General features: G+C 67.2%; 2 protein-coding genes. Both read left to right on the forward strand.

Translation table 11 applies throughout. From position 1 onward, the window contains the following. Positions 1 to 864, forward strand: an 864-nt coding sequence (locus tag QN357_RS18930; RefSeq protein ID WP_323505390.1) for a cytochrome c biogenesis CcdA family protein, incomplete at its 5' end; no start/stop codon positions are given. Beyond that, positions 861 to 1399 (forward strand): peroxiredoxin family protein (locus QN357_RS18935; RefSeq protein ID WP_323505391.1); only part of this gene is annotated, 539 nt, incomplete at its 3' end. The genes QN357_RS18930 and QN357_RS18935, both read left to right, overlap by 4 nt.

A 1399-nucleotide genomic window follows, 5' to 3' on the forward strand; every position in this document is an offset into this window, starting at 1 on the left:
ATGCGTCGGCGTTCCGGCATCGTGGGAGCGACCCTGGTCTTCGCTGCCGGGGTCGCGACCATCATCGTGCCGATCGGTTTGGGAGCAACGGCCTTGATCGGCCTGATCTCCGGCCAGCACGCGATCGTCTTCACGATCGCCGCCACGGCAATGCTGATCGGAGGAATCGCAATGCTGTTCGGCTGGAAGCTGCAGCTTCCGATGCTCGCCCGCCGCGTTCCCGCCGGTCACGGCCTCGCCTCGGTCTACGGACTCGGAGTGTTCTCCGGCGCGGCCAGCTCGTGCTGCGCTCCGGTACTGATCGGCGTAGCGGTCCTCTCCGGCGCAACGGCTTCGTTCCCCGCGGCACTGGCCGTTGGCCTCACCTATGTGGCCGGAATGGTCGCCCCCCTCGCCGTCCTGGCGCTGGTCTGGGACCGCAGGGACTGGGGCTCAAGCAAGTGGCTTCAGGGACGCCAGATCACCCTGCACCTGGGCCGGTACCGCCGCCGCCTCGCCGTCGGCAGCTTCGCCTCCGCCGTGCTACTCACCGTGATGGCCATCCTCACCTATATCCAGGCCGCGGTCGGACCCGGCATGACCTCAGGCGGCTGGCTCGCCCAGTTCGGCGCCGACCTCCAACACAGTGTCTCCGTCGCGACCAAGGCCCTCGGCTGGCTTCCCGGCTGGGCCGTGGCGATCGCGCTGGTTGCCTCCGGCGGCTATTTCGTGTGGCGCGCCACCCGCCACACCGAGCCAAAGCCCCCGGAACCAACCTTGGCAACACCCGACGGGCCGGCTCGGTCCGCCGACTCTGAATCCAGCTGCTGCAGCGATGCAGCCCTCGAAACCCCCGCACGCACAGGACAGGACACCACCAAATGAGTTCCGCCCCCAAAAACACGCAAAAGGCTCCCGCAGCCCGATCGCGCCGCCCCGGCTGGTTCGGCTGGATCACCGGGCTGCTGATTGCCGGTATCGTCCTCGCCGGGCTATACGGCGTCTTCGCCAGCGCGAACACCCCGAAGACGGCAGCCGCCGGTACGACGACGCAGTCGTCGTACGACGTCGGAACCCCCGGCATCGGTCAGGTCGCACCCGGATTCACCCTCGCCGACAACTCCGGCGGACAGGTGTCCCTGGCCGACTACTCCGGCAAAAACGTGCTGCTCTTCTTTCAGGAGGGCCTGGCCTGCGAACCATGCTGGACGCAGATCACCAGCCTGGAAACGGACGCCGCGAAGCTCCAGGCCGCGGGAATCGACGCCGTCGTGTCCATCACAACCGACCCGGCCCAGCAGATCGCTCGGAAAACCACCGACATGGGCCTGAAAACTCCGGTCCTGTCCGACCCCGACCTGGTCACTTCGAAAAAGTACCACGCCAACGAATTCGGCATGATGGGCACCAGCACCGATGG

The organism is Cryobacterium sp. RTC2.1, assembly GCF_035018685.1.
GTDB classification, from domain to species: Bacteria; Actinomycetota; Actinomycetes; order Actinomycetales; family Microbacteriaceae; genus Cryobacterium; species Cryobacterium glucosi.